The 23,660-nt window shown below is 46.6% G+C and carries 20 protein-coding genes; 5 read left to right on the top strand and 15 right to left on the bottom strand.

Annotated features, from left to right (window positions below):
• The first annotated feature begins 28 nt into the window (after positions 1-28).
• On the top strand, positions 29-871 hold the full coding sequence (locus tag ACSAZK_RS09990) for a formylglycine-generating enzyme family protein (RefSeq protein ID WP_440954009.1): 843 nt from the start codon (positions 29-31) through the stop codon (positions 869-871).
• Between the two features lie 199 nt (positions 872-1,070).
• Here ACSAZK_RS09990 and ACSAZK_RS09985 read toward each other — a convergent pair whose 3' ends face one another.
• The 5 genes from ACSAZK_RS09985 to ACSAZK_RS09965 all read right to left on the bottom strand — a co-directional run bounded on the left by ACSAZK_RS09985 (position 1,071) and on the right by ACSAZK_RS09965 (position 5,288).
• Positions 1,071-1,469 (bottom strand): type II toxin-antitoxin system VapC family toxin, encoded by a 399-nt coding sequence (locus ACSAZK_RS09985; RefSeq protein ID WP_440954008.1) that lies wholly within the window; start codon positions 1,467-1,469, stop codon positions 1,071-1,073.
• 8 nt (positions 1,470-1,477) lie between these two features.
• Entirely contained in the window at positions 1,478-1,681 is a 204-nt protein-coding gene (locus ACSAZK_RS09980) for a hypothetical protein (RefSeq protein ID WP_440954007.1), read from the bottom strand.
• A 386-nt stretch (positions 1,682-2,067) separates the two neighbouring features.
• Positions 2,068-2,574 carry a gamma-glutamylcyclotransferase family protein gene (locus ACSAZK_RS09975; protein WP_440954006.1) on the bottom strand — a complete coding sequence of 169 codons (507 nt, stop codon included), beginning with the start codon at positions 2,572-2,574 and terminating at the stop codon, positions 2,068-2,070.
• Between the two features lie 95 nt (positions 2,575-2,669).
• Positions 2,670-3,722, bottom strand: coding sequence for an elongation factor Tu (locus ACSAZK_RS09970; protein ID WP_440954005.1), 1,053 nt, complete (start codon positions 3,720-3,722; stop codon positions 2,670-2,672).
• 390 nt (positions 3,723-4,112) lie between these two features.
• On the bottom strand, positions 4,113-5,288 hold the full coding sequence (locus ACSAZK_RS09965) for an RNA ligase (RefSeq protein WP_440954004.1): 1,176 nt from the start codon (positions 5,286-5,288) through the stop codon (positions 4,113-4,115).
• A 316-nt stretch (positions 5,289-5,604) separates the two neighbouring features.
• Between ACSAZK_RS09965 and ACSAZK_RS09960 the strand changes: the two genes are divergently transcribed.
• Positions 5,605-6,402, top strand: a complete 798-nt coding sequence (locus ACSAZK_RS09960) for a TIGR00266 family protein (RefSeq protein ID WP_440954003.1) — start codon at positions 5,605-5,607, stop codon at positions 6,400-6,402.
• Positions 6,403-6,624: 222 nt separating this feature from the next.
• On the opposite strand, the gene ACSAZK_RS09955 is transcribed toward ACSAZK_RS09960, so the two are convergent.
• The 7 genes from ACSAZK_RS09955 to ACSAZK_RS09925 all read right to left on the bottom strand — a co-directional run bounded on the left by ACSAZK_RS09955 (position 6,625) and on the right by ACSAZK_RS09925 (position 15,282).
• On the bottom strand, positions 6,625-7,401 hold the full coding sequence (locus ACSAZK_RS09955; RefSeq protein ID WP_440954002.1) for a CBS domain-containing protein: 777 nt from the start codon (positions 7,399-7,401) through the stop codon (positions 6,625-6,627).
• A 216-nt stretch (positions 7,402-7,617) separates the two neighbouring features.
• A complete protein-coding gene (locus tag ACSAZK_RS09950) occupies positions 7,618-8,463 on the bottom strand; it encodes a CBS domain-containing protein (protein WP_440954001.1) in 846 nt (281 codons plus the stop codon).
• Positions 8,464-9,042: 579 nt separating this feature from the next.
• A complete protein-coding gene (locus tag ACSAZK_RS09945) occupies positions 9,043-9,942 on the bottom strand; it encodes a CBS domain-containing protein (protein ID WP_440954000.1) in 900 nt (299 codons plus the stop codon).
• Between the two features lie 356 nt (positions 9,943-10,298).
• Positions 10,299-11,090, bottom strand: coding sequence for a CBS domain-containing protein (locus tag ACSAZK_RS09940; protein WP_440953999.1), 792 nt, complete (start codon positions 11,088-11,090; stop codon positions 10,299-10,301).
• A 478-nt stretch (positions 11,091-11,568) separates the two neighbouring features.
• Positions 11,569-12,192, bottom strand: a complete 624-nt coding sequence (locus ACSAZK_RS09935) for a CBS domain-containing protein (protein WP_440953998.1) — start codon at positions 12,190-12,192, stop codon at positions 11,569-11,571.
• Positions 12,193-13,116: 924 nt separating this feature from the next.
• On the bottom strand, positions 13,117-14,571 hold the full coding sequence (locus tag ACSAZK_RS09930) for an OB-fold nucleic acid binding domain-containing protein (protein WP_440953997.1): 1,455 nt from the start codon (positions 14,569-14,571) through the stop codon (positions 13,117-13,119).
• Between the two features lie 405 nt (positions 14,572-14,976).
• Positions 14,977-15,282, bottom strand: a complete 306-nt coding sequence (locus ACSAZK_RS09925; RefSeq protein ID WP_440953996.1) for a hypothetical protein — start codon at positions 15,280-15,282, stop codon at positions 14,977-14,979.
• A gap of 4 nt (positions 15,283-15,286) precedes the next feature.
• Between ACSAZK_RS09925 and ACSAZK_RS09920 the strand changes: the two genes are divergently transcribed.
• Both ACSAZK_RS09920 and ACSAZK_RS09915 read left to right on the top strand, forming a co-directional pair.
• On the top strand, positions 15,287-16,291 hold the full coding sequence (locus ACSAZK_RS09920) for an MFS transporter (protein ID WP_440953995.1): 1,005 nt from the start codon (positions 15,287-15,289) through the stop codon (positions 16,289-16,291).
• 88 nt (positions 16,292-16,379) lie between these two features.
• A complete protein-coding gene (locus ACSAZK_RS09915; RefSeq protein WP_440953994.1) occupies positions 16,380-16,997 on the top strand; it encodes an RNA 2'-phosphotransferase in 618 nt (205 codons plus the stop codon).
• Between the two features lie 182 nt (positions 16,998-17,179).
• Here the strand turns inward: ACSAZK_RS09915 and rtcA are convergent, their stop codons facing one another.
• The 3 genes from rtcA to ACSAZK_RS09900 form a co-directional block, all read right to left on the bottom strand.
• Positions 17,180-18,187: an RNA 3'-terminal phosphate cyclase gene (gene rtcA / locus ACSAZK_RS09910; RefSeq protein ID WP_440956993.1), complete on the bottom strand. Its 1,008-nt coding sequence runs from the start codon at positions 18,185-18,187 to the stop codon at positions 17,180-17,182.
• 68 nt (positions 18,188-18,255) lie between these two features.
• Positions 18,256-18,630, bottom strand: coding sequence for a hypothetical protein (locus ACSAZK_RS09905; RefSeq protein ID WP_440953993.1), 375 nt, complete (start codon positions 18,628-18,630; stop codon positions 18,256-18,258).
• 39 nt (positions 18,631-18,669) lie between these two features.
• Complete coding sequence (locus tag ACSAZK_RS09900; RefSeq protein WP_440953992.1) at positions 18,670-20,061, bottom strand: FAD-dependent oxidoreductase; 1,392 nt, start codon at positions 20,059-20,061, stop codon at positions 18,670-18,672.
• A 1,862-nt stretch (positions 20,062-21,923) separates the two neighbouring features.
• Between ACSAZK_RS09900 and dnaG the strand changes: the two genes are divergently transcribed.
• Positions 21,924-23,402, top strand: a complete 1,479-nt coding sequence (gene dnaG / locus ACSAZK_RS09895; protein WP_440953991.1) for a DNA primase DnaG — start codon at positions 21,924-21,926, stop codon at positions 23,400-23,402.
• Positions 23,403-23,660: the final 258 nt, after the last annotated feature.

The following is a 23,660-nucleotide window of genomic DNA, read 5'->3' as shown; positions in this document are numbered from 1 at the left end:
TCATAGGTCTTCTGAATGGTGATATAAAATGGTTGAAAGAGTGAATCAAATATTCAGTACCGTGCTAATTATGCTCCTTTTTTGCGGAGTACTGGGTTGCACCGGAACCGGAGAAACAGATGAAACAGAATCTGACTACACAAACTCCATTGGTATGGAATTCATGAAAATTCCTGCTGGTGAATTTATGATGGGTTCTCCTTCAGACGAGGAAGGGAGATGTGATAACGAAGGTCCTGTTCATAAAGTTACGATTGAAGAGTCTTACTACCTGGGTAAATATGAAGTAACTCAGGAACAGTGGCGTGAAGTGATGGGCAGCAATCCTTCTTATTTCAAAGGTGATGATCTACCCGTTGAAAAAGTATCCTGGAATGATGTCCAGGAGTTTATTGAAAAGCTCAATGAAATGGAAGGAACTGACGAGTATCGTCTTTCCTCTGAAGCCGAGTGGGAGTATGCCTGCCGGGCCGGGACAACAACAAGATATTACTTTGGAGATGATGACTCGAAACTGAAAGATTATGCATGGTATGGTGGTTATGCGACTTGTGAAGAGTGGAAGAAGTATATTGACAAAATTATGCGTGAAGGTAGAACTCATCCTGTTGGTCAGATGAAACCAAATCCCTGGGGTCTTTATGATATGCATGGAAATGTCTGGGAGTGGTGTCAGGACAAGTGGCATGATGACTATGATGGGGCTCCATCTGATGGCAGTGCCTGGGAAGATGGAAGTAGCTCTGTCCGTGTTAATCGTGGCGGCGGCTGGTTCGACTACGTCGATGTCTGTCGGTCAGCAAGCCGCGGCGGGAACGACCCCGGCAACCGCAACGGTGCCCTCGGTTTCCGCGTCCTGAGGGAATTGTAATTACTTTCCATTTTATTACTTTACCACTTTACGCCGTAAGTTGGAATAAAACCCGGCGAAGCCTGAAGTCCCGAAGCGTGCGAAGTCACAGGGACTTAGTTGCTGAGCCCGCGCCGAATTAAAAATAAAAAATAAGTTATATAAATCTGCTATGGTAAGTTCATTGGATTCAGACGGCAACAAAGATACCAGATTCCAACTAAATTTCTTCAGGTGCAAGAGCCTCAACATCGCTGATGCGCACGAAGTGTTTTAAATTTCTGGTTACGATCCTATTTATGCCCAGAGAAAGAGCAGTTGCTGCAATCAGACAGTCGTTTAATTCTATTCTCTTCCCGCTCCTGACAAGGTCTGCATAGATTTTTCCAGCGTCTATTGCTATTTTTGAATCCAGGTCTATTACTTCTACAATATTGAGCAGTTCCAGGGTCTTTTCGAGGGCGTCAGGGTTCCTCGAAAGGTGTGCTCCGACACTGAGTTCGGCAACTGTTATTGATGAAGTGTAGCCTGAATGGCCGACCTCGAGGTTTTCAAGAAAAGCTATGGAGGAAGGAACAGTTTCTTTTCGGAGACAGTCTATAAAAACTGATGTGTCCACAAAAAACTTCATTCTACCCAGTCCAGGCGTGAAGATTTTCTGAGCTTGTCAACGAATTCTTCACTATCGACATCATAACCCCAAGCTCCGCAGGCTGAATCTATAATCTCTTTTGAACTTTTTCCCTCCTTTTTTCGAAGCGTGCTAAGGATTGAATGTAGTTCTCTGTCGAGTTCTGTGAGCCTTTTCTCAATGTCGACTGTTGATTCCATATCTGTTAATTTGTTTTGATGCCGTATAACTTTAACTTGTCCGGTTATTCAGGTGTATTGGCTTGATGTAGCTAGATACTCATGAATCATTATACTCGTAATCCTTAGGATTATGAGTCTATTGACCGTGCTGTTTGTTTAGGAAAGGCCCGTTGCTGATGCGACGGGGGCTGTATCGGGGAAAAGGAATTAGTGAGGTCTGCCGGTTCTGATAGATGAAAACAAAAAAGTAACCGAGATTTTTGGACTGCTGCTCTTAAATGCGGGCGGCCGGAATCACTTCCACCTTTCTTCTTCACCTTTTTTCTTCACCTTTCTTCTTCACCTTTCTTCTTCACCTTTCTTCTTCACCTTTCTTCTTCACCTTTCTTCTTCACCTTTCTTCTTCACCTTTCTTCTTCTTTTCCTTCCAGGTACTCGACCCAGTCCCCACTCTCAACCTTTTCAGTCCCGGGTTCCTCGTCGTAAACGTAGATGATAGCCCTGAGCTTTTGCCCTCCGATTTCCAGGTCCACGTATTCCCTGTGGTAGCCCCCGAAAAGCTCCATGTAATCAATGGATTTTGCGATTTCAAGCTGCTTTTTTCCTGAAAACTTCCGGACTTCGGCAAGTACGGAGTCTCCTTCCGAGGGGTAGACGGCAGGGTAGGGGCCAAGGGAGTAGAGGGCATACCCTTCTATTCTTACCGTGCCCAGGAATTCCGACCTGCCTGACAGGTCAAAGCGCCTGCTGTTGTAGAGTCCTTCCCGGAGGGAGCCGTAGAGGGCCATTATCATTTCTTTTTCTTCCGGCCTCTCGTAGGAGCGCTGCCAGCAGAGGTTTTTATGAAAGACGTTTCCGTAGAGGGAACTTTCCCCTTCGGGGGCTCTTTCCTGATCTGAACCGTTTTCCATGGAGTTTTACCTTACACCATTTTTACAGGGTCTTGATTTCTTTCCATTATATCATTTGAGACTATCTCAGGCTTATCTCATTTTCAGAGCTGATCTCATTTTGAGAAACCGTAGCCTGCAAAGCGCTGGGTCAGGTCCAGGTTTGCCAGCAGGAAGCGGTCCTCTTTGCTGTAGGCGACCTTCTTGTTTCCTGAGAGTTCCAGCACGCAGGTACTTCCGGGCAGGGCTTCTTTTGCTTCTTCCCCGTTCACCAGGATCTTTTCCACGCGCACGGGTTCGGACTGCAGGCCCACGAAGAGGTGAAGCACGCTTGAGAGTTCGACTTTTTTGGTGAACTTCGAGAAGGTGCACTCCAGGGTGTAGTCAGTAGTAACGGTCTCCTTATCCGAGATGATAAACCCCCTCTCGATATCCTTTGCCTGGACGTTTTTCAGGCGCATCCCTACTCTGGTGCCGGTGGGGGCTTCGGTGATGTCTACGTCGTGGCTCTGGATGGAGCGGATTTCGATGTCCCTGTCCAGGGGGAAGATTTTGGTTTTGTCCTTGTCCTTTGAGATGCCCTGTTTGGTAACCCCGAGCACTACACAGCCTTTCCCGGTAACATTAAAGGCGTGGTCTATGAATACGCGGGCGGGCAGGTCATTCAATTTTACCTGTTCTGCTTCAATTTCTGTTGCCATGGAGTTGATTAAGGCTTTGAGCTCGTCCACACCTTCAAAGGGGTTCTTTGCGCTCCTGTTAGTGTTAATGGCGATACATTCCCAGCCCTCCAGTGCGGTACCTGCACTGATCTGTTTGATCTTTGCCTTGAGTTCGTCAATGGCGAACATGTGGGTGGTATCGGACTTTGTCAGGGCAATGATCCCATGCTTGAAACCCAGCAGGTCAAGGGCGATAATGCATTCTCCCGTATGGGCGTCCATGCCTGTTGAGGGGATACAGAGGACTGCCATGTCTGAAATGTTCAGCGCCGTGATCAGGGATTTCAGGGTTTTCGGATAACTGTGGGGGTCGATAAAGGCAAGTTTAGGGGTTTCTTTGTCGTTGTTGTACAGGGTGATGTCCGAATGCGTTCCTTTTTTCCCGAGGTTTGCGGCAAGGGTGGTCCTTCCGCTCTGTTCCGTCCCGATAATTGCGATATTTGCCATGGTGAATCCCTTTCAGGTGTTTTGTTTTAAGTGTCGTGTGAATAGGTATTTGTGTAAATGATGTTCCTGTGGATATCTTATGATTGATATTCCTGTGAATATCCTGTTACTGATATTCCTGTGAATATCCCGTGAATATATAGGATACGTAAATAGAAGGTTTTGTTTCTGCCACTGGTATTAATATACTGCAATATATTTCTTTTTGAAATTTTCCTGAAAAAGTTATCAGGATATGATTTCTGAAAAAAGATTGCTGGAAAATTTCCTGAATAAGTTCCCATGGATATTATTGCCGGAAACAAAGGATCTTAGGCAAATTTCCTGAAAAAGTTTTCATAGGCAGCATTCCCGGAAAAAAGGATTTTGGGTAATTTTTCCCTAACAAAGTTACCACAGTTCCCCTTTCCAGATTGCCTCGGTTTTGTCGTTCGTGCTCTTGTTTACTTTTTTGATGGTTATTCGGTACTCGTCACCTACAGGCTCAGGGTTCTCGAAGACGGAATCTACTCCGAGCCTTTTCAGGTAGTCCTCGAATTCTACGGCGGTTTTCAGGTCCTTTACCCTGATCCGGACCTCATCGTAGAGGCGCTGTCCTTTTTTGACGTTTTGCACGGAATCCCGGAGAGGGGTCAGGATACTTTCCCCAAGCTGCATGCAGCGTTTCTTGAACTCGGCTTCGCTTTCTCCCCATTCCACAGCCTGGAACCCCTCCCTGACTATTCGGGAAAGCATATAGTCCCTTCCGGACTCGTTGTAGAACTTAAAGGCATGCTTAAGGTCAGAGCAGTTGCTCCGGGAAGATGTGTACTTCACAGAGGGCAGGACCATCGCAGGGTCTTTAATAACCACTCCTTCATGCTCTATTTTCCCCAGGTTCCGGATTATTTTTGCAATTTCCCCGGGAGCCGTTTCCAGGGGTATTTCCCCGAAAGATTTCACCTGTAAAAAGCCGTATTTTTCCAGGATTTCCCGCCTTCGGGCTGCAGGGAGAGGATCTCCAGTATTTTTTTTCCGGACGTCGAAAATATAGAACTCCACGGACTCGACATCGTAGATTTTTTTTGGGACGTAAGGGTTGTCCGGCCCCACCATTTCCCCGTAGAGCACCAGGTCCGGATAGTCGTTGAAGAAATCCGGGTTTAATTTCCCCCTGGCCTTTTCCGTGGTATAGGGACAGATATATCCGCTTCTGGTAATTGCAAGGATCTCTCCGTTCACTCCGGTAACACGGACGTTGTAACCGTTCATCTTCTCTTCCACGACAACGCTCCGGAGACCTTCGAACTGCTTCTCGAGGGTTGGATAAAGTACCATGGCCCTCCGTATTTTCGGGAAACCCAGAACCATTTCGAAACTGTCATCTTTCTCATAAAACAATGTGCCCCTTTCAATATGGGAAATCTCCTTGTCGAAACGAAACAGGTGCTCGTGCTCTCCCCAGTTCCGGGCAAGGTATTTTTTTTCGAAAAGATGGCGTATTTTTTCTTCTTCAAATCCGAAATATCCGGCCAGCTTTCCGACAAACCTGGCATCAACAGTTTCACTACTCCCCGCAGTGTGCATAAGTATATCTATCTGCTTTCGGGCTTGAAATATGTTGTCCCTTCGCATTGTTTCTCTCAGGGAATTATGTGTTTTTCCTGGGGGATAATGTGTTTTTCCTGAGGGATAATGTGTTTTCCTTGGGGGAACTATGTGTTTTCCCTGAGGGAACTATGTGGCATAAATAGATATGTCAAGAATCTTTTTAAGTCTTGAAACTATAATTTTTAATGAAATTTAAATTTACAGTAATGAAGTTTAAACCTGCGGCAAAAAATAGCCGGTAAAAGTAGAAAGAATAACTGGCAGAAAGAGATAGCAAAAAGGAGACATCAAAATGGCAGATGAAATTGATTATCAGATCATAGGCGACGACCTGCAGATTGTGGAAGTCGAACTTGACCCGGGAGAGGCCGTCCAGGCAGAAGCCGGAGCAATGATGTACATGGGTCCCGGAGTCCAGATGCAGACCAGTATGGGCGGTGAGAGCAAGGGACTCCTGGGAGGTCTGAAAAAGGGACTGAAGAGGGCTCTTACAGGAGAGAGCTTTTTCATCACGAACTTTACCCACCAGGGGCAGGGAAAAGGCCATGTGGCTTTCGGGGCTCCGTTCCCGGGTAAGGTTGTCCCCCTGGATCTTTCCGCAATGGGGGGAAGCATGCTTTGCCAGAAAGATGCCTTCCTCTGTGCTGCCCGGGGTGTGGAAGTGGAAGTCGCCTTTACCCGCAAACTCGGAGCCGGGCTTTTCGGAGGCGAGGGTTTCATCTTGCAGAGGCTCCGGGGTGACGGCATGGCTTTCATCCATGTTGGCGGCACGATTGTCAAGAAGGAACTAGCCCCTGGAGAGACCTACCATGTGGACACGGGCTGTGTGGCAGCTTTTACTGAAAACGTAAGTTATGACATCACCTGGTCTCGGGACTTCAAAAACGCCCTCTTCGGCGGGGAAGGAGTCGTGCTTGCAACCCTCACAGGGCCAGGAACCGTGTACATGCAGAGCCTGCCTTTCTCCAGGCTTGCCGACAGGATCTTTGCGGCAGCCAGTTACCAGCAGAACAGGGGTGAAAGGCGTGGGGCTGCCGGTGTCGGTGATGAACTCCTGGGCGGCTTGCTCGGAGGAGACCGCTCATTTTGAGCCGGTAAAATAAGAAAATTCATTTAAACACCAAAATCTGGTTAAAAACAGAAATAATTAAACTTCAAAATTAGCTAAAAGCAGAAATTCAATCCAAAATCAAAACTCAAATTTAAAAACAGAAAAGCCCTGCCCTGCAGGGGGCAGGCATTCTTTTTTCAACGTTCTCTTCTCTTTTCCTTTTTGAATCGAACTTTTCAAAGCAAACTTTTCGAATCGAACTCATTCTGCGATTGCGTTTATAACATTCCTTCGGGTAAGGAAGCCTACAAGTTCCTCTTCCAGGTTGAGGACCGGGACTCCTCCGAAGTCGTTTTCCAGCATGGTCTTGACAACTTCTGAAAGCAGAGTGTTGGTATAGACGCTGGTCACGCTGCGGGTCATGATATCCCCTACCAGAAGGTTCTTGATTCTGGAATCCTGCTGGTTGCCTGCCACCAGGTCCCTGAAGGCGCGCATGGCTGCGACAATGTCTTCTTCTGCGACAATCCCTACGAGTTTGCCATTTTCAACCACAGGCAGTCTGCCCACGTTGTTGTCGAGGATCAGGTGCCTGGCGTGGCTGACCCGGTCGGAGGGGCTGACATTGATCGGGTTTTTTTCCATGATTTCCCCGGCGTAGCCCGTAAAGCGGTTTGCTTCCATAAGTTCTTTCGGGGTGACCCAGCCCAGGACGTCCCCGTTGTTGGTAACGACGATCACTCCTCCTTTTTTCTTCATCAGGGTGAGGGCGTCGCTGAGGTCGGTGTCCGGCAGGACCTTTACAAAGTTGTCGGATACGGCTGTTGCAACATGCAGAGAGGATGCGGGTTTGCTCAGTTTCTTGCGAGTTCCGAGCTCCTTGGTCAGACTTCTCATGGTCAGTACACCGAGCATCTGGTCGTTGTGGACTACCATTAGACGCTTTGTGTCCTTTTTCTCCATGAGATCAAGGGCGTGGGATATGGTGTCTGACTTATCGATCTTGTGTGGCTGTACCATTATATCTTTAACTTGCATGCAATTCACCTCATGCGTATCCAGAATTTTTTAATTGTTGTTTTCTGCTAGTTTGCGTTTTTACATCGTTTCTTGCTGCCGTTTTCAGTGTTCTTATTCTTTTCATCCTGTTTCACTGTGGGCAGCTTCACGGTTTTCCGTCGCCTGTTATGGTTCCGGTTATTCAGGCCACGACGCTTAGCTCATATAGCTTTTTTGTCGCCTTCTTATTGCCTTTTACATCACCGCTTTCATGATATCGGTCCTGCTGATTATTCCCACTATTTCCTCGCCGTTCGTAATGGGTAGGGCTGTAACATCTTCTTCAATCATCTTTTTTGCGGCTTCTTTTGCGCTTTCATTTACATCCAGCATAACCACCGGGGAGGACATGATATCTTCCGCAGTCAGGGGTACTTCTTTTATGTACCTGTAGGTTTTCTGGCCTGCCGGGGAGGATTTCCTGGCCATCTTGATATTTTTTGTGGAAAGTTTGCCTTCACTGTCGGTGATGTAGTTTAAGGCAAGGTTTCTTCGGGAAATGATCCCTGCAGGCTTTCCAAGGTCGTTCTTGACAATCACTCTTTCGATTTCGTTCTTGTTCATCTCATCGAGAACGTGGTTGATGGTGTGATGCTTGTGGACAGAAACAACATCTTCTGTCATCAGCCTGGAAACCTTCGTGTCCAGGTTTTCTTCTGTTCTGGCAACGTGGCGCACGATGTCGGTCCTTGTAACAATTCCGACAACGTCATTCTTTACCACGGGTATATCATGGACTCCATTTTCAAGCATCAGGGCGGCTGCCTGGGATATAGAGGCTTCGGGATAGATAGTGATTACCGATTCTGTCATCATCAGCTTGATAGGGATCTGGTCTATGGGTCTTCTCCTCCAGAGCGGTTCTGCCTGAGCCAGACGGTTGCTGATGTCTGATTTAGTGACTATTCCCACCATCTTGCCTTCATTCAGGACAAGCAGCGTACTGATCTTGTGTCTTAACATCAGATTTCTTGCATGAGACACGGGTTCATCTGATTCTATAACATATACAGGTGAACTCATTATGTCCGCCACATTCATGAAATACCTCCTTCATTTTTATAATGTATAAGCATCAATAATTATAGTTTTTGAGTCAAATGTGAAGTTTTTAATTTTTGGTTGTAACCTTCTCAATTTTCATGTGTTGTTTGTCTAATTTTTGTAAAAGCAAAGTCCGCGTAGCATCAAGTTTATATTATTTAGAACCAGCTGCGCCCTGAGTGGCACTCCTGAACAACTCCTGAGCGGCACTCCTGAGCGGCACTCCTGACCAACCCCTGAGCGGCACTCCTGAACAACTCCTGAGCGGCACTCCTGAACAACCCCTGAACAACCCCTGAACATTCCTGATACTCCTATCTTTCCGATCCTGAATGTTCCTCTTAAGGGTCTTTTATCTAAAGTCCTTCTGCCAAAAATTCTGAATCCAGGTCGGAAGTGCCGACACAGGAATTTCAGCGTAATATTGATTCTGTATTGATTCAGTATTGATTTGGCATTGATTCAGTATTGATTTGGCATTGGTTCTATAGGTTAAGATTGGGATTTATTCAGTTGGATATTTTGGTTTGGAGTTCGGGCACCTGGTCTTAATTTGGTCTTAATTAAGAGTCCAGTTCAAGCTTTCAAAGCTCTCAGGAAATCGCGCTCCGTAATGATGCCGTGGATGAGCCCGTCTTCCAGGATTGGAAGGGATCCTATTCTTTTTCCAAGCATGATTTCCAGAGCTTTTCCCATGTCCGTCTCAGGTCCTGTCCAGATCAGTTCCTTTGAAACGATTGAGCCTACAGGCTGATCGAGAGCTTCGTGGATGTTTCCGGTTACCAGTTTGTGGAAGGCATCTCCCCTCCCAAGGAAATGAACAATGTCCGAGGCTGTGACCATCCCCGCAAAGATCCCGTCTTTGACCACAGGAAGTCTCCGGAATTCGTTTTCAACCATGATTTTTGCCGCTTGTCCGATGGGTGTGTCCGTGGATACCATTGTTACTTTTTTACTCATGTACTCCCGGACGCCGATGTTTGTCACAAGTCCGCTCATCAGCTCTACAGCGTTTCGTTCGGTGAAAATTGCCACGACCCGCATCTCGTCATCCACAACCGGGAGCCCTCCGGTCTTTCTATCGAGCATCATTGAAACGGCTTCGTCGAAGTTTGCATGCTCATTAATGCAGGCAACGTCAGTTTCCATAATCTGCCTTACTTCTTCATTTATTGCAGCTAGTAGGTTGCCCTTGTAGCGGTTTTCAACAAGCAGGTTCCTGCTTCCGCCTCCCAGGAAATCGATGATATCCACGGAAGTGACAATCCCTTCGATCCTTCCTGTCCCGGGATCCGTAACCGGAACGCGCCTGAATCTCTTTTCAGTCATGATTTTGACTGCTTCCATTATGGTTGCAGTGGGAGGAAGGGTGACTACATCCTTTGTCCCCAGGGCAAGGATTACTCCCTCATGTTCCGAGATCCTGGACTTGAAATCCACAGGGCCTGTATCCATTGTGCCTGTGCTGCTAATCATTCTAGGATCTTTCCTCTGTACTCCCCTATCCACTTTGTTCAGTCTGGCCTGAACTTTCGTTTTTTCGGCTGACGCTAGTGTCTTATTTTTGTTCAATTAGATCACCGAATTCGAGTTGCCGTTAGTGGTTTTTCATACACCGTTTTTCTCTTCCCGCACTTTTGCAGGATTTCCCCTGAAACATTCGATTTTTCCCGGTTCAGCAGTTTTCCCGGGCTTTTTTTGAAAAATAAAAATTTTTGGCCAATTTTTTTGGAAAACACCTCTCCAAAACTCTTTCTCTTTTCTTAATCTATAACCATTATTAATTATAATCTTTGAGCGTTATAATCTTTTTGCGTGAAAAGCTCCGATGGTTATCCGGAAACACCGCTGACGAAGGCTCCCAGGAGGTCCTGCCTGTCCACTATTCCCACCACTTTGGTTCCGTTTACCACTGTGACCCTGCCGATGTCATAGTGTATGATCATCTCCCTGGTCCTTTCGATGGAGTCCTCCTCGGCAAGGGTATAAGCTGGAGTGGACATGATCTTCTCGACCTTTGCCGTCTCGCTCGTCCTCGTGCCCCGGCTGTCTTCGGACCCTATCCGGACAGCTCCGGATTTCAGGACATCCCTGCGCGTGATCATCCCCTGGATTTCCCCCTTTTCCGAAACTACGGGAATTCCCGTGTAACCGGCTTCGAGCATGTGAGCCCAGACTTTTGTGACCCTTTCATCGGGGTGGCAGGTTTCTACCTTCCGGGTCATGATCTTTCCAACGTTCTCGGGAGCTCCCTTCGGAAGCTTCATGTTTTTCAGGAGGTCGGAGTTGCTCAGGACTCCAAGCACCGTCCGGTCCGTGGTAGAAGCAACTACAGGTACTCTGTTCATTTTAGCTTCCAGCATAAGCTTTGCCGCTTTCTGGATCTCCATATCCGGAGTGACTGTAGGGCATTCCCTGGCATAACCCCGGACCGTGACATTGGAACGTGTTGCAGTGACCCTCAGGATGTCCTGGTCGGTCAGCATCCCCACAAGTTTATTCCCTTCATCAACGACGACAAGGCCGCGCAGAAAATAGTCACGCATCATCTGACGGGCGTGAGTTACAAAATCCCCCTCTTTCACACAGATAGGCCCTTCTGACATAATTTCGCTGACTTTCATCTGTTTACCCTTTCTCTGCTTTTTTGTGTTACGTTTTCAGCATCACCGGCTAGATTCCCGGTCCGATAGGTATTGTACATCTTTAATACCGTCTGTTTTGATACTTTTCGATACAGTTGTCTTGGGTACCGTTTTGGATACATTTTTTGGTATCGGTTTGGGTACCGTTTCTATTGGTTTGTACCGTTTCTATTGGCTTGATACTCTCGGACCGTTAGGTCCGGAAAGCCATAAAATTCGAGAACCAATCATCAAGTTCAATCGTCAAATTCAATCGTCAAATTCAATCGTCAAATTCAATCGTCAAATTCAATCATCAAATTCAATCATCAAGTTCAATCATCAAGTTCAATCATCAAGTTCAATCATCAAGTTCAATCATCAAATTCAATCGTCAAATTCAATCGTCAAATTCAATCATCAAATTCAATCATCAAATTCAATCGTCAAATTCAATCGTCAAATTCAATCGTCAAATTCAATCGTAATAGTCTTCTTCGACATCCCGGCAGTCCCGGCACAGCAGCCTTCCGTTTACCATTTCCAGGTCTTCGGAATAATAGCCGCAGGACTCGCAGACCCCGCTGTTGAACTCAGGACCTTCTCCTTCGCCTGTGGCAAAGAGAGGTTCCCGGTTCATCTCGATGAGGTCCTTGAGGATGGTGCTGAGTCCCGGTGTCACCATGAGAATGTCCGTATTCGAAACTATTCCCATTATATCACCGTTTTCCATGACCGGAAGCCTTTTTATGTCAGATTTGAGCATTATCTCCGAAGCTTCTATGACACTGGTTGTTGGTTTCACGGTGACCAGCGGAGTAGAGACGATTTTGCTTGCATGCACTCGGCTCGGCTTTTTATCCTTTGTGACGATGTCCCTTACAAGATCCCTTTCCGTGATGATCCCCATTGCTTTTTCTTTCTCGGTGATGATCACACTTCCGACATTGTACCTGACCATCTCCCTTGCAATAACAGGGATATCCGTGTTGATGTCCAGCGTGACCACGGTCTTGTTCATGACTTCCGAAACCGACATCTCCTTTTCAATTTCCTTGATCTGGATATCGGTTTCAATTTCTTTTCTGCGGTCAAACACCATTAATTGCCGTTCCCCCTTTTCTTTCTCCGGATCACAAAAACCAGATAAAATCCGTTTCCCAATCAATTCTACCGGCTTTCAGGCTTCCTTTCAAAAAACCTGTTAAATTCCTCAGTTTCCCCTAATTCAGGTTTTTCTCTGCAATCGATCAAAACCCGGACATGTCCATGGAAAACTATCTTTCCCCGGTATGCCCAATTCTTCACCTTCGAGAAGGTCCTTCCCGCACTTCCCGAGCGTTTTTATAACACTTAATATATACGGGTCACTGGTACATAATGATAACGGCATTTCTTTCCTTTGTTGGTGGCACATGTTTACGTAAATCCATTGCAGTATCCTTATTTCTTGTTAAATAATTCCGTTTTTCCAGAGTAAAAGTTCTCAAAAATACGGAAAATAATTTTTTTAGAACCCCCTCCATTTCGACTGGAGATTTTTGCTAAGACTGAAAAAATATAAAGTGTTTCTGGGGGAGAGCCGAAGGGAAGGTAAAAGGTTTTGGAGAAAGCCCCGGAACAAGGAAAAAGAAGCAATTATATTTCTTATGCCAGCGCTTTTTCTAGAAGGAAAATTTTCAGAACCCCTGCGTTTCCACTGGAACGATAGATCTTGAAATTTTTCACATCTTCCATCCAGAAATTCGAATGCCATCTAAATGTTTTTTGAATGTAATTTAGCTTCAAGCAATCACAAAAAACATCGAGTAAAATTAACAAACGTAGAATATGGTGTTGAACATGTTTGAAAAAATGGACTGGGTTGTCGAGTATAATTGACAGAAACTAAGAAAATTATCGTATAATCGATAAAATCTGGTAATCGATAAAATCCGGTAATCGATAAAATCTGGTAATCGATAAAATCTGGTAAAATTGGCGAATTGGTAAAGAAGGAAGAAAAAGGAAACAGAAAAGGGAAAAATCACAGAATGATTACCCTACTCCGGTTTCCAACGCTCAGTTCGATTTCTTCGTTCAGGCCGTACCTTGCGTATGCGTCTATGATCTGGAGTTCGGAGTCGATGTCCAGGTCTTCAAGCACGTATGCCTGTTCGCCCCAGAGGGTTATGCGGATGCTTCCGGTTTCGTCCGTGAGTTCAAGGCCTGCCACAACACTCTCGGTCCCGTCTTCCCGTTCGAATTCGCGGAGTTCCCCCAGGTCCGAGACCTTTCCCCGGACGGAATAGCTCTCTCCCGGGATTATGTCGGAAATATCCGTGAACTTCTCCCTATATTCGACTGTTTTCTCGCTTTTCCGAATGAGGCCGTGGTTTCCAATCTGCAGTTCAACCTGCTGGCTGAAGTTGTTTTCCCGGGCATAGGCATGGATGACCTCGATGGTTTCGTCAAATTCCACTTCATCCAGGAAATCGGTTTTTTCGTCCCAGAGTGTGACCCTGATTTTTCCTGTCTCGTCCCCTACCAGAAGGTTTCCGACCCTTCCGGGGGACCCGTCCCTTTTCTCAAAAGTGCGGACTTCCGAGATGTCGAGGACCCTTCCCGAGATGTTTACGTCGCTAGCATCTGCAACAATGTTTCCTATGGGGATGAATTCCTCTTCGTACTCTATCTCCGTCTCGCTTTTCCGAATGAGGCCACGGTTTCCTATCTGCAATTCAACTTTCTGGCTGAAGGCGTTTTCCCGGGCATAGGCGTTTATGATCTCCAGGGTATCTCCGTATTCAACTTCGTTTAAAAAGTCGGTTTTTTCGTCCCAGAGGGTTACGCGGATTGACCCTGTGCCGTCCCCGATCATCAGGTTCCCGACCTTTCCTTCGGTGCCGTCTTTGCGCTGGAAGGTCCTGACATCGGAAGTTTCCAGGACTTTTCCGGTGAGGTTCAGATCGCCCATGCCGTCCTTTATATCCTTGATCTGCTGGGCATTCACAGCCACTTCCACCTCTTCGTCGCTTTCGGCCAGGACGCCGTTGTTCCCGATATTAACCTCAACCCCGGAATAACCCTGCTTCGTGTACCCGCTGACCTGCACGCTCTCCCCTGCCTGTACTTTCCCGGTCTTTAGCAGGTCCGCCATATTGTCCCAGAGGGTCACCTTGATTCTCCCGGTTTCGTCTCCCACTATCAGGTTTCCGACTCTCCCGATGGTCCCGTCGTTTCGGGTAAATTCCTTTGGCTCGAAGACTGAAATGATTCTGGCAACAAAATTCACGGTCCCGCTCTCGGCTGTGATGTCGGCAATTTTCACGCTGTCCCGTCCCACATCCGAGAAGCCCAGTTCGTTGGCAACGAGCATGGCAGCCATTGCTTCGTCGCAGAGCCCTCCCATGTTTTCAACTTTTTCCTTGATGCGCTGCAGGAAATCCTCTTTGCTGATGACGTGGCTGAGCTTTTCATAGATCGCGTCGATATCGGTCATGGTGTTCCCTTCAAATGTTTCCCTTTAATGTTTGCTGTTAATTTGACCCTTACTTCTATTCACGTATTCCCTGAAAATGCAGTACATCTTCCAGGAATTCATGGAATAATACAGATCACTATGGATCAGTATGGATTAATATGGATCTGAAATATGTGGAATTTATGCACCTGTGCATAAATGGAATTTGGAATTCATGCACCTGCATATACATGGAATTATCTAATTTCTGCACCTGCATATGAATGAAATTGTCAAAGTATTTTTTGATAGTATAATATGAATGGTCATGTAAATTAAATATTATTTGGTAAGTCTCCTTTTTTGACATGAAGTCCTGCTACGGTATGCGGGATGTCCTACTAAAAATTACCGCATGCTGGGTGAAACTATTCCTGGGTACGGTCATTCTTTAGACTGTCCTGGGCGAACTACTACTTGTGATTGTTTTGAGACTCTCTTTTCCCCTCTTGAATCTCTTGAATCTCTTGAATCTCTTGAATCTCTTGAATCTCTTGATTCTCCTGACTCTCCTGACTCTCCTGACTCTCCTGACTCTCCTGACTCTCTTACCCTGCTCAAACAAAATAACATGTCGGAAAAAATATATTTAAATAAGCCCATGCTTTTCTGGGTGCGGATCGGCTTGATACGAATCAATAACATACAGTTCCTGGCGAACATGGCAAATGTTCTCTCTCTTCTTTTCATTCCAGTGTTTGCCGCATCCCTTGGTGCAACTTATCTGGAGATCGGGTTTATCGTGGGGATTTTTTCCGCTTCCACCCTGCTCTCATCCTTTATTTTCGGTAGGGTTGCTGATCTTCACCACCTGCGCAGCGTGCTCCTCTTCGGATTTGGAATCGCAGCAGCTTCCTTTTTCCTCCAGGTTTTTGCCAGGGACCCTGCTTCTCTCATGCTGGCAAGGGCCCTTGCAGGTTTCAGCGTAGGTATCTACCCCGGAGCCTTGATAGCCTACGTGCACTACCGGAAGCAGAGCCTGGGAAGGTTCATTTCCCTGGGCTCCCTGGGCTGGATGGTGGGCTTTTTCGCGGCAGGGCTCATCGGGGAAAATATGAACAGGCTTTTCCTGCTCTCTTCCTTTTTCTACCTCATATGTTTCCTGCTAGCCTTCAGGCTCCGGGATATTGAAAAGCCCCAGGTGAACCTTTCCTACTTTTCCCTGGATACCCTGCTGAAGAATGCAGGGTCCTATTTCGCCCTCTTCCTTCGGCATACGGGGGCTGTCGGGGTCTGGACTATTTTTCCCCTCTATCTCCTGCAGCTCGGGGCAACTGATTTCTGGATCGGGCTTATCTACGCCGTCAACCCGGCGGTCCAGTTCCTGGTCATGCGCAGGCTTGACGGGCTTGGAAACGAAAGGCTGATCCATATCGGCTACCCCCTCTCAGCTGTCGGCTTTGTAAGCTTCATCCTGGCCCCTTCCTACCTCTACATCATTCCCGGGATGATCATTATTGCCTGTTCCTGGTCTTTTCTCTATGTGGGTTCCACGCGGCTGGTTGTCGAAAGAAACCCTGACAAGGCCACATCCGCAGGGCTCATCAACTCCATGATCGGGGCTGCCGGGGTTGTTGGGGCTCTCCTGGGAGGGTTTTTTTCCCAGGTTTTCGGTTTCAGGGCAACAATGTTTGCTGCTGTCTTCTTTTGTCTTGCCGGTTTCTTGCTCTTCAAAGTGCTTGAAAGGCAAAGTGCTTGAAAGAACTTCTTCCCCTGAAAGGTCTTCTTCCGGGGAATGCTTTTAACAAAGTATATTTATGTTAAAGTGTCATAATGTACCGGATACCATGATTCGGAAATGCACTGAGCACGGCTATTTCAGAGGAGCTACATGTCCGCAGTGTAAACATCCTGGCAGGTTCCTGATGGACGACAAGCGGGAAGAGAAGCTCGGAAGGTTTGTCTCGGGGGCTCTGCGGCACTTCCCGGAATCGGCAGGTGTTGAAATGGATGAATGCGGCTGGGTTAACCTGAACGCCCTCTACGAAATTATGAAGCGGCGGTACAGGTGGCTGAAAAAAGAGCACCTCTATGCCCTTGTGGAATCCGATGAAAAGGGACGGTATGAGATCAGCGAGGGCTGGGTCCGGGCTCGCTACGGGCATTCCGTTAATGTTGACCTGGATTATGAGGAAAGTGACTCTCCGTACGTCTACTATGGAGCAAGCCCCGAAGAGGTCGATGTACTGATGGAAAACGGGATTTTCCCGATCAAGCAGCGCTATGTCCACCTGAGCACTTCTCTGGAAAAAGCAACTGAAGTGGCTCTCGTACATACTGAAAGTCCTGTAATCCTGCAAGTTGATGCCAGAGAGGCCCGGAAAGACGGAATTTCCTTAAAGGTTGCAACCGATTACATTGTGCTTGCAGAAAGAATACCTCCAGGGTATCTGCTTATTGTGTGAATTTTCTGATATTTTGCTTATTTTTTCCTTTCTTTTGTTTATTTTTTCCTTTCTTTTGCTTATTTTTTCCTTTCTTTTGCTTATTTTTCCTTCTTTTCCATATTTTTCAGATCTTTTTTCGAGCTTTCCAGGTTTAGGTTTCATTTTTTCCGGGTTTGAAGGTTTTTTCGTTTTTGCCCTTTTCAGTCCACCGAAACTTCAAAAAGTTCGCCTTTTTCTCTGATCCGGAATTTAACGTCCAGAAACTGTTCCGTGACCCAGATATTGGTTTTCGTATGCATGGAAAGTTCCCGGACCGTATAGGAACTGTTTCCTGCCAGGGCCATGTAGGGAATCAGCTGGTCTGCCAGGTGTACATCCACTGCTGCCAGGGATCTGAGTTCCGGAAGGATTTCCCCCGCGGCTTGCCTTCCAACTTTTTCGGCAGGGAGTCCCTTCTTTCCAAGTGCACTACCCCCGAAAAAACCCGTCCAGAGGGTTATCCCGCTTCCGGTGGAAAAAAGTTCAAAACATTCAGTCCCGATGTCAGGGGAATACCCCTCTTCCAGGAGCAGGGTTTTTGCAGCTTCTGCCTGTCGGGCAACCACATGGGAAGGCAGGTTCGAGGCATGGGAGATTCCCTGTACTTCAAGATTTAATTTGTTCTTTGGGTTTTTGAAATGGAATCCCCGGAGCTTGCAGGGTTCAAACGTGGCCAGGACCGTTCCCCCTCCTTTCGGGTAGTAACCGCGCTCCTGGAGTTTTACCCTGCCCGCATAGCCCATTTTTTCCAGGGCCTGGAGGGTCACATGCCGCAGGTAATCAATGGTAGGGGACCAGGCAACGTCCGTTCCTCCCTTTACCGTAAGTTCGATTTTTTCTTCTGCAAAGGGGAGGGCGGGCATGAGGCACTGCAGGAGAAGGGGTATGCTCCCTGCGGTTCCTATATCAATCCGATATTTTCCCCCCTTTATTTCCATTGGACTAAAGGAAAACTCGGTTGAACCCTGGGAAAGCCCCGAGACCCGGGCGCTGCAGACCATGGCCGTGGTTTCAAGAGCCTTCAGGTGCTGGGGTTTCAGGCCGGGATTCGGGCGGTTTTTCCTGATGTTTGTGATCTTTACCGGCCTGCCGGTGATCGCAGAAAGAGCCACTGCAGTCCTGACAAGCTGTCCTCCCCCCTCCCCATAGGAGCCATCGATTTCCATCATTTTCATTTCCCTGCCCCTTCCATTAAGTTGTTAGTTCCTGGTTTCCACTCCACTTACCAACCTTCAGGTCATTTCTTCAGGTTATTTGTTTTCAGGTTATTTTTCTTCAGGTTATTTGTTTTCAGGTTATTTGTTTTCAGGTTATTTGTTTTCAGGTTATTTGTTTTCAGGTTATTTGTTTTCAGGTTATTTGTTTTCAGGTTATTTGTTTTCAGGTTGCTTGTTATCAGATTATTTTTCTTCAGGTTGCTTGTTATCAGATTATTTTTCTTCAGGTTATTTTTCTTCAGGTTATTTTTCTTCAGGTTGCTTTTTATCAGATTATTTTTCTTCAGGTTGCTTTTTATCAGATTATTTTTCTTCAGGTTGCTTGTTATCAGATTATTTGCCGCCTCCCCTTTAAACTTCCTGCCGTTCCCGATAAAGCTGCCTGCCTTTTCCATTCGAGGTTTCCACTCGAGTCCTCTTGAAACTTACAGGGTTTACTTAAGCTTCATTTCTTGCATCTTTTTGAAAGCAGCTTTTACTGCCGGATGCAGGGGGTCCACGAGCATGGAGACAGGAGGGGCATAACAGGTCTCCAGGTCCAGAAGTTCCTGAATTGTCATCTTTTTCCTGATTGCAAGGGCAAGGGCATCTACGCGTTCTTTCACTCCCTCCCCTCCCACAAGCTGGGCTCCGATCAGCTGTTCGTCCCTGAAAAGGAGTTTGATGTAAAGGTCTTTTCTCCCGGGGTAGTAGGAAGCCCTGGTACGCCCTCTGGAAAAGCCTGTTACAACCTTTATTCCCTGCTTTTCAGCCTGTTTTGAGCTAAGGCCGACTCCACCGAACTGCAGCCCGCAGGTAACGGCTACCCAGGGGTCTGTCAGGGGGCCGAAATTGGCTTCTGTACCGGTAACGTTGTCCCCGATTACGTCTGCCATCCTGCGGGCTGTGGTGCCGAGCTGGCTCAGCCTGGGCTTTCCTGTTATGAAGTCCGTCACTTCAGCACATTCCCCTCCTGCATACACCCCGGGAAGGAATTTTCCGCCTGACCTGACCTGGAGCCGTTTGTTTACGATTATTCCACCAGCCTTTCCGATATCAATTCCGGCTACTCGGGCGATGTCAATTTCGGGCTTTGCCCCGCTTGCCAGGAGCACGAGGTCGGCAGGGATTTTTTTCTTTCCACTTTTCCCTTCTTCGCTTTCCTTGTCTGCTGCGTCCCCAAGGTACACGGCTTTTTTCTTCCAGAACCCTTCCGGGAAGAGTACAGTTCGCCCTGAGATCACTTCCACTCCCAGGGTTTCGAGGTATTCCCGGACGATTGCTGCCATATCGGGATCGAATTGTCTGGAAAGGAGGTTTATGCTCCTGCTTACAAGTATAGTACCGATTCCTCTCTCTGCCAGGGCAGCTGCGCATTCGATTCCTATTGTCCCGCCGCCTATGATGCATACTCTTCCTGCCTTTTCCAGGGCTTTTCCGAAGTGTATCCCATCAGCCAGGCTGCGCAGGGTATGGATGCCGTAGGGGAGGACATTTGCACGGCTTTTGCGCGGCACGAAAGGCAGGCTGCCTGTTGCGATGACCAGTTTATCAAAAGGACAGGTCTCATCCCTGGTCCGGACAGTTCCCGATTCCAGGTCTATTTCCCGGACTTCAGTGTTGAGCTGTACGTTGATCCTGTTTTTCCTGAAAAAATCCGGGGGTTTTACCACCAGTTTTTCAAAACTCTCGATTTCCCGGCCGAAAACAAAAGGAATCCCGCAGTGGCTGTAAGCTGTATGGGAATCCCTGGAAAGCACTGTGATTTCGAAATTGCTCTGTCTACGGATCTTGGTTGCGGCTGCCATGCCGCAGGCTCCCCCTCCGATAATAATCACTCTTGCCATGTCTGTTCCCCAGGGTTCCTTTTCGGTCCGGAAGCTTCCTTTTTCACCCGCTATATTTTCATCAATTTTTTAACCGATTTACCTTCTACGGTTTTTTAACCTGTTTGCCTTTCACCGATTTTTTGTGCTGAATTTTGTGCCGGACTCAGAACCCAAATCTTCTAATATCCCTTTAAACATCCCTTTAAACATCCCTTTAAACATCCCTTTAGAATGGGATTCCTGTCTATTATAGATTTAGAATTTTACAGATTTTTTAGATAAGAAAAGGGTTTTCGGTCCTCATTTTATGCAAAACTACGATAAAATTATTTTAAAGAAATGTACATTTTTTCGAAGTCATTGCGTCACAACATATAAAATATTTTAAAGACTGTTTTCATCTCTGTAAGACCAGGATCCAATGACATTCAAACTCTATAGAAGCAGGGGGTGAACGAGCGAGTTTGGGAGTGGGGGGTTAGTGTACAAAAATAGTTTATACGTCTCGCCCGTTCAATTTTTTACAACTCCCATGTTTTATTTATACCTTTCTAAATTAATCGGATTGAAGTTTCCTTTTTCCTCAATTTTCCTGGGTTTTTGGTTTTTAATTTCCAGATTCATGGGGCATGGGGAAAAAGTCCTAATTGGACACTACATTTTTAATCACCACAAAGTTCTTAAGTGCTGCAAGCAATAACCATATGAATTTAAAAATATATGACAACAGAAAGCAGGTCCGCCGATGTTGCTTTAGAGGTGGGCGAAAACCGTTCTGTTTGGTCATATCATTAATTAACGAGTTCATCCATTCATCATCACGCATTCGTAAAGATAATCAAACACAGCTAAATGCAATATGCAAATTTAATAGAAATCACAGATTTACATAAATTCACCACTCGCAGTAATCCATCATTCAATGTAACTGAAATCAGACATTGCAGCTTCATTAAAGCAGAGGGTAAAGTCAAGCAGGTGCGCGTTTTAATTTGCCTGACATACATGTTCATTTATTGCTTTGCCGCTTATCGCTATAGGAATCTTTATTAATGGGAGTAAGACGCCTGACACCTTTTGGCTGCCTGTGCCGGAGAATCCCCGGCTTCAGGGGGATTTCTGAAAAAATCAGCGCTAGCTTACATTGAATGATATGCATACATATATACACCTGGTCCGGGGGTTTTGAAACACGGAACTTCGGGGCTTTGAACACAGATTAACACAGATTTGAACACAGCCTGTGTTTCCTTAACAGGGCTTGTCTCAGGGTGAGAGCTTTAAGGCAGGTGCGGAGAGTTACTGTATAAATAACTTTCCATTATCGTGCTGGAGCGAGTAACAGCTTTACCGTCCATTATAAGCCAGATCAGGGAGCAGAATTGGCGCTTCTCTGGTTTATACGTTAAGGTAGGAACTCCATCGAGCAGGAAGGGCCGGAAAGGTCGACCGGACTTCGTGTTCGCATAGGCGAAAGTAGAGAGTTGCAGGTAGGTCCGGGAATATCTTCGCCGGTCTTTAAAAACCTTCAATTTTATAAATCTGCCGTTCTAAGGTGTATTTGTCTGTCCGGGTTTGAAGAATCTGATTTCTACTATTTTTGTATTTTTGCATTGCATGGCACACTTTGCGGATCGTCTGGTAGGAGGTTGTGTTATCACCAAATGCCACTCTGTACCAGGGACTTGAGCCTGCAGGTGTTTGTACCTGGATTGCTCGGTGTATTGAAACATTTCCCGATAAAATCGTCCGGTAAAACTTCTTTCCCGGTTAAGTCATCCGATGAACAAAATCATCCAATACAATTTCTTTCCCGGTAAAGTCGTTCAGTTAAACGTCATTCACTATGAATTCGTTCACATAAGTCAAGGAGAATTCACATGCAAAATACAGATACCACGAAATATATCATTCATTCTAAAATTAATGCCGACGGGGTCATCGAAAGGCCCGATATAGTCGGTGCGATTTTCGGCCAGACCGAGGGGTTGCTTGGGGCCGATCTTGATCTGCGTGATCTGCAAAAAACCGGCAGGATCGGAAGGATCGAGGTAATGGTTACCGCCAAAGGGGGAAAAACCAAAGGGAACATCTTTGTTCCTTCAAGCCTTGATAAGGTCGAGACATCAATTCTTGCCGCTTCGCTGGAAACAATTGACAGGGTAGGGCCCTGCAGTGCCAAGATTGAGGTCTTCCAGATCGAGGACGTCCGGGCTGTAAAGCGAAAGAAAATTATTGACCGGGCAAAACTTATTTTCACAAGGATGTTCGACGAGAGCGTACCCGAGTCCCAGGAACTGGCCGAAGAAGTCCGGCAGTCGGTGCGCATCGACGAATTGACCTACTACGGAAAGTCCAGGATTCCCTGCGGTCCTAATGTGGTCAACTCGGATGCCATCATTATTGTGGAAGGCAGGGCGGATATCCTTAACTTGCTCCGCTACGGTATCAAGAACACCATCTGCGTGGGCGGAACCAACATCCCTCCCGAGGTGGCCGAGCTTACTAAAAAGAAGACAGTAACCGCATTCACGGATGGAGACCGTGGAGGAGAACTCATTATCCGGGAACTCTTGCAGGTTGCAGACCTTGACTATGTAGCCCGGGCACCGGATGGTAAGGGTGTGGAAGACCTCGTCCAGAAGGAAATTATCCGGACTCTGCGCCGGAAGATACCCGTGGAACAGATCATCGAGAAATACGGGCTTCAGGAGAGGGGTGGAACCAGCTGTGAGCGGGCTGAAAGGCCCTCTAAAAGGAATAGCCTGAGGTCTCCGGATGCTATCCCGCGCATTTCGGAAAAGAAGTTGCATAAGAGAGTTAAAGTGCACCGGGTTTCCCCGAAGCAGGATTCTTTTGAGGAAAAAGAGCTTCCTGAAGAAAAAGTGGAAAAGGCGGTTCATGAAAAACCTGCAGCAGCAGTGAAAGTTGAGTCCAAAGCTCCGGCTGCAAAACCTGTTCAGACCAGAGCTACCCGGGTCAAAGCTCCTGTGGAGAGGCCTGCCGCAAGAAGGGTTTTTCCGGCGGAAAGGGCAAAGCCCGTCCCAGCTCCGGCACCTGTTGTTTCTGCAGAGGCCCTCAGGTTCAAGCCCCATGTAGAGGCCCTGAAAGGCACCCTGACGGCCAGAATCCTGGACCCCGAGGACAAGGTAATTGAAGAAATCGCTGTCCGTGACCTTGCCAGTAAGCTGAAGAACTGCAGGAACAATGTAAAAAGCGTTGTTTTTGACGGTGTGATCACCCAGAGGCTGGTTGACATCGCTTCCAGCAATTCCATTAAAAAGCTTGTGGGTGTAAAAATCGGGAACCTCGCAAAAGTTCCTACTGATATGGAGGTTTTGACCCCCAGCATGCTGTGAGGTTTTTTCAATCCTCACAGTTTTTGTTTTCTCTTTGTTTTTCACTGTTCTCTTCACTTTTTCTCTTTGTTTTTCCCCTTATTGTAAATTATATGTCTGTTCTTTATTTTATTGTGTACATATTTATATAAATCATGCAAAATCACTACGATTTGGTATATTTTCACACTATAGGGTTGAAATTCACACTATAATCCATGATTCATCATGATTTATCATATACAATATATGGAAAAGGTTATTATTAATGACTAGGAA

Source organism: Methanosarcina sediminis (genome assembly GCF_052056915.1).
In the GTDB taxonomy this organism is placed as follows: domain Archaea; phylum Halobacteriota; class Methanosarcinia; order Methanosarcinales; family Methanosarcinaceae; genus MTP4.
This window is presented reverse-complemented; position numbering and strand designations above follow the sequence as displayed.